Source organism: Collinsella aerofaciens (assembly GCF_028206995.1).
Lineage (GTDB): Bacteria > Actinomycetota > Coriobacteriia > Coriobacteriales > Coriobacteriaceae > Collinsella > Collinsella aerofaciens_AQ.
Genome location: NZ_JAQLFL010000001.1, coordinates 251953 through 261271, shown reverse-complemented (window position 1 = coordinate 261271; position 9319 = coordinate 251953). Strand labels below are relative to the sequence as shown.

At 47.9% G+C, this 9319-nt stretch carries 8 protein-coding genes; all 8 read right to left on the bottom strand.

Going from position 1 to position 9319, the window contains the following annotated elements; genetic code table 11:
- The coding region (locus tag PMX60_RS01120; RefSeq protein ID WP_195919925.1) for an N-acetylmuramoyl-L-alanine amidase at positions 1-1530 on the bottom strand (1530 nt) is incomplete at its 3' end.
- A gap of 47 nt (positions 1531-1577) precedes the next feature.
- Positions 1578-2714, bottom strand: a complete 1137-nt coding sequence (gene rffA, locus PMX60_RS01115; protein WP_271746584.1) for a dTDP-4-amino-4,6-dideoxygalactose transaminase — start codon at positions 2712-2714, stop codon at positions 1578-1580.
- Positions 2711-2998, bottom strand: coding sequence for an EamA family transporter (locus PMX60_RS01110; protein ID WP_117583794.1), 288 nt, complete (start codon positions 2996-2998; stop codon positions 2711-2713). Before PMX60_RS01110 ends, rffA begins: the two co-directional genes overlap by 4 nt.
- A gap of 75 nt (positions 2999-3073) precedes the next feature.
- The gene (locus PMX60_RS01105; protein WP_117583717.1) at positions 3074-3424 is read right to left on the bottom strand and encodes an EamA family transporter; all 351 of its coding nucleotides are present in this window, start codon (positions 3422-3424) and stop codon (positions 3074-3076) included.
- Between the two features lie 3 nt (positions 3425-3427).
- On the bottom strand, positions 3428-4576 hold the full coding sequence (locus PMX60_RS01100) for an ATP-grasp domain-containing protein (protein WP_271740429.1): 1149 nt from the start codon (positions 4574-4576) through the stop codon (positions 3428-3430).
- A gap of 2 nt (positions 4577-4578) precedes the next feature.
- The gene (locus PMX60_RS01095; RefSeq protein WP_117583719.1) at positions 4579-5601 is read right to left on the bottom strand and encodes an NAD-dependent epimerase/dehydratase family protein; all 1023 of its coding nucleotides are present in this window, start codon (positions 5599-5601) and stop codon (positions 4579-4581) included.
- A gap of 3 nt (positions 5602-5604) precedes the next feature.
- Complete coding sequence (locus PMX60_RS01090; protein WP_117583720.1) at positions 5605-6534, bottom strand: glycosyltransferase family 2 protein; 930 nt, start codon at positions 6532-6534, stop codon at positions 5605-5607.
- 98 nt (positions 6535-6632) lie between these two features.
- A partial coding sequence (locus tag PMX60_RS01085; protein ID WP_271746583.1) for a fibronectin type III domain-containing protein occupies positions 6633-9319 on the bottom strand: 2687 nt, incomplete at its 5' end.

Below are 9319 nucleotides of genomic sequence, written 5' to 3'. Positions count from 1 at the left end.
GCGCTCGGCGCCGGCGACCGCCTTCCAGGAGACGGTGACCTCCCCGTCGCCGGTCGCCTCGGCATGAGCCTCGGGGGAAGGAATCAATTTACAAGTTAAATAATCATCAGACGTATAGGTATTCCAATCACCGTTGGCATACGCTTGAACAAGAAATGTATATGTCTTTCCGTTTTCAAGCCCATCGATTTCATAGGAAGTTCCTGTGCAATCATACGTGTAGGTATTGAAGCTGCCATCGCTCTTGCACAAAGCGATGGCATACTTAGATGCATTGGGGATCGAATCCCAGCTTAACTTGATTTTACCGTCGCGCATCTCGGATACCACCGGATCAGGTTTAGCTACCTTCGAAAGGCCGAACTGATTAGCAATGGCCAGGGCATCTGCCTGACCCATTTTTTTAAGGTATGATTTATTGGCCAAAAGTCCGGCATCATTACGATTGTCGATGAAACCATGTTCAACCAAAACTGCAGGAATGCCATATTGGCGACAATTTCTTATAACAGAAAGACTATCGGCGTTGCTGCCGTCAGGATAATAAAGCTGCGTACCATTTAAATCGTAATAATCATTTTTTGTGCCACGGTTAACGAGACCAACAGATGCAAGTCTATTCAAAACGTCTTGACCCAGAGACTCGCCAAGTTCATTAAATGAAGAATACCAACTAGCTTGCCTCGGAATCCAGATTTCCGCTCCGGTACCACCGCCTGAGTTGATGTGAAAACTCATGAACAAAGTGGCATTGTTGTCTCTCGCGATTTGCGCCCGAGCAATGAGCTCGTTTGTAGTGTTGGCAACCCCAGTGACGGAAGCGTCGGAATCACGCGTCATAATAACTCGAACACCAGCATATTTCTGGAGTTCATCGCGGCAATAACGCGCGATTTGTAGTGTAAGATCCTTCTCGCGAAGACCATTGCCGACGGCGCCGGAATCCCAACCGCCATGACCTGCGTCTAAAACAAAGACCCAATTGCGTGCCCGTGCTGAATTTTCCGAAATGACATCAACAGCGGATTCCAACGAATCAAACGAAGCGCCCGTGTCGTCTGTAAACACGGACTCAAGCTGGTCATCAGAGTCACCATCAGACCGCAGCCGATACGGTGCAGACACTTCGCCGACGCTAAACATCTGATCAGAAATATCATCAGGAAAAATACGTGTTGCTCCAGAGGCATACTCCACCTTAAGCAAGGAATAAACGCCAGCGGCAGAAACACTCGAAGAGAAAAGATATGTGTTGTCAGCACTGGAAGTGACATCGAATCGGATAAGGGCTTCAGACGCAGTATTTGCACAATACAGTGCCACAGGCTCATCCGACGGCGTCCCGTCAAAGCCCAAAGCAACTCTTTGCGCATCTCCGAGGTCAACGTGACTCTTCTCGATATAAATAAACGAAAGGTTATCTACATCTGAGCTATCGGCAAAAGCGTTAACAGGATGACCAAGAAAAAGAGAAAGAAGTGACATAGCAAAGATTGCGGTCAACAAATAGCGCTGGATACTCTTTTGCATATACAGTCCTTAAAAGAAAAAGGCGGCCAGAAGCCGCCTTTTAATATCTATCGAGTGGCGTAAAAAGAAAGAACAGCGTCAGCAACATGATGCCTATCGGCATCGCTTAGACCATAGTACATAGGCAACCTGACAAGCCTATTGCTTTCAGAGGTAGTAAACCTGTCTTCCCCGTCAAAACGACCAAACATCTTTCCTGCAGGCGCATCATGCAAAGGAATGTAATGGAAAACAGCTTGGACACCATGATCCTTAAGGTAAGAGATAAAATCACCGCGTTCCTTCAGATCTTTACACTTGATGTAAAACATATGCGCGTTATGTTCGCAGCCTTCAGGAATATAGGGAAGCTCAATCTTGCCGGCATCTGCAAGCGGCTTTAAAGACTCCTGATAAAAATGCCAAGTTGAGAGTCGGTTCTCATTAATTTCATCAGCATGCTCCAGCTGCGCCCAAAGATAGGCCGCATTCATGTCAGAAGGCAGGTAGCTCGACCCACGATCAACCCAAGTGTACTTGTCTACTTGACCCCTAAAAAAGCGCTGACGATTAGTCCCTTTTTCGCGAATAATTTCAGCACGATCACAGTAACGCGAGTCGTTAATAGAAAGCGCGCCACCTTCGCCCATCGAATAGTTCTTAGTTTCATGAAAGCTATAGCAACCAAAATGACCAATAGTGCCAAGAGCCTTACCCTTATAAGAACTCAAAACACCCTGTGCCGCATCTTCAACGACCAACAAGTTGTTGCGCGTAGCGATGTCCATGATTCGATCCATATCACATGCAACGCCAGCATAATGCACAGGAACGACAACCTTGGTTTTATCAGTTATCGCCCTCTCAATGGCATCGGGATCAATATTCATTGTGTCAGGGCACACGTCAACAAACACCAAAGTGGCGCCGACCATTTGAAAAGCCGTAGCAGTAGAAGAGAAAGTGAAGCTAGGCAGAATCACCTCATCACCAGGATTTAGGTCGCATAAGATTGCTGCAAGCTCAAGCGCGCTCGTGCCGCTAGTCGTTAGCAGGATCTTATTGGAATTAAAACGGTTCTCGAGCCATTCGCTACATTTTTTGGTAAAAGGACCATCACCACAAATCTTACGATTGACAGCGCAGGCCTCTCGAACATATTCCATTTCCGTGCCCACATAAGGCGGGAGATTAAAATTGATCATATAGCAGCTCCAAATGAATATAGTCCGATACCAAGCAAAATAAGAAGCAGTGAAATCCACTTCCGCCGAGACATTTTCTCATGAAAAATCGTAATACCGAATATTGTCACATATATGTAGCTGGTGGCTTCCAACAACGGACCCATGGAAAGGGGAATCCCTTTATAAGCAAAAATCGAAAGAAAGGTCGTACAAACGAAAAGGAAGTAAGCGCAAATCACTAGAGGGTTCAGATACTCTCGAACCCTGCTGTCATACGTCTTAAGAGCAGCCTTCTTTAGCATTACTTGAGATATTGCACTAATAAAAACACCGAGGAGAAGGAGCAAGGCATATCGAAAATCCACAGCACTTCCCTCCTAAGCAGCATCGGAATCTGAAGAGGCAAACAAAGCCACGCCAATTAATACAATAATGCCTCCGGCAACCTGAAGAAAGCCAAGCTGCTCCTTAAAGACAATTACACCCCATACCATGCCCCATACAACTGTAACGGCGCGATTGGCATAGGCTGTCGTTAATGGCAGTCGTTTAATAATTTGTTGCCAGCAAATAGCATAAATGCCAAGCAGCATGATAATTCCGGCATAGCAGACACAAAAACCGAAAGATAGAAAAGGATAGCCTGCCGCAAACTTACTTAAGATACCGCTACAGGAATACAAAACCAATAGCAGATGAAGCGCTAAGAAAACGCGTCCATTTTTCAATTTCTATACGCCTCGCTTCGGCAAGTACTTTTCCAAATTATCAATCGAATCTGAAGTCAGGATATAGAAGCCGTATCTGCTGCCGCTATCGACAATTTCATGCTCCATGTCATTGTCCACAGAACTTCGCTCGACCCTCACATTCCTATCGCATTCTGCTTGTCGAAACATCGCTAAGTCTTCGCCATCAAAAATAAATCGAATCATGGCGCATTCAGGATGCTCAGAGACACTCAGGTCGGGCTCACGCCCAGTAGCAACAGAAATTACTGCACCCAAGAAATCAACTCCCGTTGAGAGTTCCACGAGATCGCTGCCGATACAGTCGCCACCCATGCGGCTACCAATTTCGACAATACGAATATCCTCATTCTCATTAACCAAAATCTCTGAATGAGAAGCGCCAAATTCAACTCCCAAAGAATCTAGGGCGTGAGAAACAACTTCAATGATTTTGGAACGTAAAGAATCTGAAACGGGTGCAGGCTGTAAGTGACCAGTTTCAATGAAATGCGGAGCTCCAGTTGTGTATTTCCTCGTCAGTGCAAGAAAGTGATGCTCGCCTTTCCAAGAAACAAATTCAACACTAAATTCAATGCCAGTAAAAAACTCTTCAACGACACATGCCTTAGAAAAGGAAACATTGATTGCAGCGCGGACGGCATCCTCAAGTCCTTCTGAAGACTGAAGCTTAGTGATGCAACGACTACCAGACCTGTCAACAGGCTTTACGATTATTGGATAAGTGAGATCTAAACCATCAATATCTGTAAGGTCGGTCACCTGGTAGCTTTTAGGGGAAGGGTCTCCATTTTTGAAAAAGGCTTCACGCATTAAGTGCTTATTTGTGGATACGTCGATGCAGTCAACTGAATTGGCACACAGACCGAGTTTGTCGGCAACCTTAGAAACAGTAATGTTGCCGAGATCCGTACCGATAGAACAAATACCGTCAATACCGATAGAGCTACACTTCTCAGCAATTTGATCGATTTCGGTAATACTAATAGGATAGAAATAGTCAGCAGTGCGCTCGCCAATATCGCCGCATTCCCATGCGAAAACATGCGTTTCGAAGCCAAGTTGTTTGGCCTTAAGAATCAATGGATTTTGAAAATCAGACGCACCGATAATAGCGAGCTTTTTCGACATCTTTACTTCTCCCAATTGGCCGAAGAGTTCTTTTCGAAATCATTCCAGCGGCCGCTTTCCATCTCAGCCTTATAATCGAGCATCATCGAATAATAGTCTCTATAAGCTGGAACAAAGCCGAAATCACGCTCAGCCTTACTCATATCGAACAAAAATGAAGGGGTGTTGTTCTTGAGCTCCGGCCTGTAAACGATTTTCGATTTAGAGCTGTCGCCAAATACCTCGATAACTGCACGAGCCTGATCTTCAAGCTCCAAAGGAACCCCGCTAGTCATGTTATAAAGCCCATGCGTTGAATCGCTTTCCAAAGCCATTCGATATGCCCGAGCAACATCCTTCACATAGATAATGTCTCTTGAGATATGAGGGTCTCCCCATATCTCAAGGTTCTGTCCGGACGCGGCCTTTTCGATCCAGACTTGGATAGCAGACTTGTACGGCTTACCATCAACTAAGATTGTGCCATGAGGCCCAACGCCGTAAACCGGAGGAAAACGGAACACTGCCCCCTGAAGACCATGTTGCTGCGAATAATACTCAATCAAATCGTTGGCAGCATTCTTCGTGATGGTATAGACAGCGTGGTCACCAGTAAAGGAGAAATTCCTGGGCTCATCCTCAGTAATGGCATAGTCCTTTCTCCATGCCCCAGAGACATCACCATAGGTAGTGGCGGAAATTATCTTCTTGATACCATTCGTCCTGCAATACTCGAGCACGTTCACTGTGCCCATAGTGTTCACTCTAACGTAATCGATGGCATTCTCTTCGTTAACCAAATCAGCAGTTGCATTGGCAGGAAGCAAACCAGCTAGAAGAATTACGCCCTCGACGTTATCAGCAGGGAGTTTTGAAAAATCTTCAGGCTTAGTAATATCGAGACTAATAAACTCGGCACCCATGTCTTCAAGGAAAGGACGAAGTCGTTCATTCCTACCGGTAGCAATAACTTGTTTGCCTGATTTGACAAGCTCGTCAACGGTATACATACCAATAAAACTGGTTGCTCCAATAACAATTACCATAGCTTACTCATCCTTTCCATTGCACTCTTTTTCAATCACATACAGAGGTCTATTTTTAACCTCAGTAAAAATATTGCCGACGTACAGTCCAACGATTCCAATTGCAGACAAAATGAGCCCACCCATAAAAAAGATGGAACAAAGAAGGCTAGTCCATCCAACTTGAATTCCCGGAACACAGATTTTCTGAACTATCGCTGCAATTAGAACGAGCAAGGCAACGAAGGACATTGCAAAGCCAACGTTAACCGCAAATTTCAAAGGCTTATTAGACTGGGCGGTAATAAGCTCAAACGCCATATTTAGCTTTTTCCTAAAACTATAGGAAGACTCACCTGCAAAGCGTTCATCGCCAACTATCTCTATCGCAGTTTGCCTAAACCCAAGCCACTTAATAAACATCGTGTATCCACGGTTATGTTCACGCATTGAACAATACTGAGAAATTACCGCGCGACGAGCAATACTGAAGTTGCAAAGTGAAGGATCATAACTACCGTCAGTAAAATACTCATACACTTTATAAAAAGCTCGAGACAACGCCATGGTCAAAGCGCTATCTTTTCGCTCTACCCTTTTTGCAAAGACGACATCGAAGCCCTCCAGAGCTTTATTATAGAGCTGGGGAATGGCCTCCGGCCTATCCTGAAGGTCGCAATCCATTACGACAACCCAATCACCATGGCAACAGTCAAGACCCGCAGTGATTGCACGAATTTGGCCAAAATTACGAGCAAGCTTGATTCCATACACACGTTCATCAGCGTCGCATATCGACTGCACAACAGACCACGAATCATATGGATCGTGGTCGTCAACAAGAACGAGCTCGAAAGACGCCTCCATCTTTTCAAAAACATCAACGATTCGCTTATGCAGTTCGGGCAGCGCCTCTTTACAACCATAAACTGGAATTACAACTGAGAAATCCATAACTAGCCTTAGATTGAGTTTAATAACCTACTCATGATGCATTCGATTAAGCGAACCGTCAAATCATAGTGAAGGCAATCATCAAACGAACGCCGGGCCTATTTGATGAGCACACACTGCTGACGAACCTCACTTTTATTAGCGTTATTAAAACAAGGGCCAATCAGGTTGCCAGGCAAAATTTGGTGCCACATCTTATTGTCATGGGAGTTATCTCCCCAGAAAAATCCAATATGGCAATCGATAGAACCATCTGTTTTAAAGAAAATCACATCGCCCTTCTTAGCCAATCCGCTATTCAACATATCGGCAACTGTGTTGAAGTGATAAACCTTACAGCCAGAGTCAATTGCATAACCATACCAGCGCCACGCATTGATATAGCCGCCGCCGCCGGGCCCCGCACCCCACGGAGTATGGTTGTTGTTGGCTGCGACTGCATCAACGTTTACGCCAAGAGATCTAAATACATGGGCAACAAAACCAGTGCAGTTCATACCGGTGTAGCCCCCGGGCCCTGGAGCGCCGTTAGGGTACAAGCAAGTCTGATATGAAAAGCCACTTGAATATCGAGTACCAAGATAATAGCCATTGTATTGATGGCTCGTCAGCCAATTAACAACGGTTAGGCGCGGAATGCCAAATACAGTGTCATTCGTGCCCGTCGGCTTTACACTAACCAGGTCGTCTTCATCAAAAGGCGACCATACGCCATCGAGATAAGCCTGAACGACAAACTGATAGGTCTGTCCACCGTTTAGTCCTTCAACTCTATACGAATTGCCAGTGCAGTTGTATGTATAAGTTTTATAGCCACTATTCGTCTTTACCGCGATAGCATAACGCGCGGCGCCCGACACCTTACTCCAAGATAGATTTGCACAAAGATCCCCAGCTTTACCAGTTACACGAGGAGTAATTACACCATGTGGAACTGCGTCCACAAGCAGCGCATCACCGTAAGCAGACCAGGCTCCATCTACGTAAGATTGCACAAGAAACCTGTGATTGCGTCCATTCGTAAGGTCGGAAACCGTATAGCTAGTGCTCAAACAATTAGTCGTGAACGTTACATATGAGCCATTCTTATACTCTGCAATCGCGTATCGCGTTGCATTGGGAACAAAGTCCCAAGTAAGCTGTATTTTTCCATCGCCAGGACAAGTGGCCTTAACATTTTGAGGGGAACGAACGTCCTCAAGAACGGCTTCACATAAATATGCGTCCGAGGAAGAGCTCCATCTTCCATTTACAAATGCTTGCACAAGGAAACGATAAGTACTACCGGGATTCAAGCCAGAAACCAGATACGAGGGCTCTTTGACATCAAGAGAATACGTCTTGTAGCTATTTCCAGTCTTAAGAGCAACCGCGTACCTCTCTGCTCCAGGAATCTGATTCCACGAAAGAACGCAGGAGGTCGCCGTAGCTTTCTCTAAATGAGGCTTCGGAGCATTAGGATCTTCGGGAATAGCGGTAACAAGGTCCTTGCTCCCAAAAGGAGACCAGCGGCCATCAATATTAGCTTGAACAATAAATGAATACTTCTGACCATTGGTAAGTCCATTAATGGTGAATTCAGTATTAAGACAGTCATAGGTGACAGTCTTGTATCCTTTATTTGTTTTATATGCAATCGCATATCGTAATGCACCGGCAACTGGATTCCACTTAAGGTTCACCGTCCCATCGCCAACAGCAGAAACGCTAACCTTAGGAGAAATAAGAGAGTACGGCATACAGGTGATGTAGTCAGTATCCTCAAGAGCGGTCAAACGGTCGTAAATCTTTGCCCTAACATAGAACGTATATTCTTCACCGTTTTTCAAACCCTTGATTTCAACGCTAGTTTGATGGGATTTCAATCTATACGACTTACCGTTCGAACACGAAACTACATATTGATTCGCCCCGGGCACGCGGCCCCACGACAGCTCGACGCTGCCGTCGCCGGCGGTCGCCGCGGGCGCGGGCTTGACGGTCCCCTCAGGCCTGCAGCGCACGAGGCTGGCGGGGCCGAAGGAGGACCAGCGGCCGTTCACGTAGGCCTGGACGAGGAAGTCGTGGTCGTAGCCGTTGGGCAGGTCGGTGGCGGTGTAGGACGTCCCGGTGAGGGACTTGGTGAAGGTGGCGTAGGTGCCGTTGGAGAAGGCCTCCGCAACGGCGTAGCGCTCGGCGCCCTCGACGGGCTCCCAGGTCAGGGTGACCTCGCCGTCGCCGGTCGCCTCCGCCCTGGGGGCGGGCGCCGACGGGTCGAAGGGCGTCGCGGAGACCAGATCGGAGTCGGAGAAGGAGGTCCACCTGCCGTAGACGCAGGCCTGCACCAGGAATCGGTAGCTCGTCCCGTTGGACAGCCCGGAGGCCTTGAAGGACTCACCGGAGCAGGAGGTCGTCAGCGTGCGGTAGCCGGACCCGTTCCGGTAGGCCACGGCGTACTTGGTGGCGCCGGGCACGCGGCCCCACGACAGCTCGACGCTGCCGTCGCCGGCGGTCGCCGCGGGCGCGGGCTTGACGGTCCCCTCAGGCCTGCAGCGCACGAGGCTGGCGGGGCCGAAGGAGGACCAGCGGCCGTTCACGTAGGCCTGGACGAGGAAGTCGTGGTCGTAGCCGTTGGGCAGGTCGGTGGCGGTGTAGGACGTCCCGGTGAGGGACTTGGTGAAGGTGGCGTAGGTGCCGTTGGAGAAGGCCTCCGCAACGGCGTAGCGCTCGGCGCCCTCGACGGGCTCCCAGGTCAGGGTGACCTCGCCGTCGCCGGTCGCCTCCGCCCTGGGGGCGGGCGCCGACG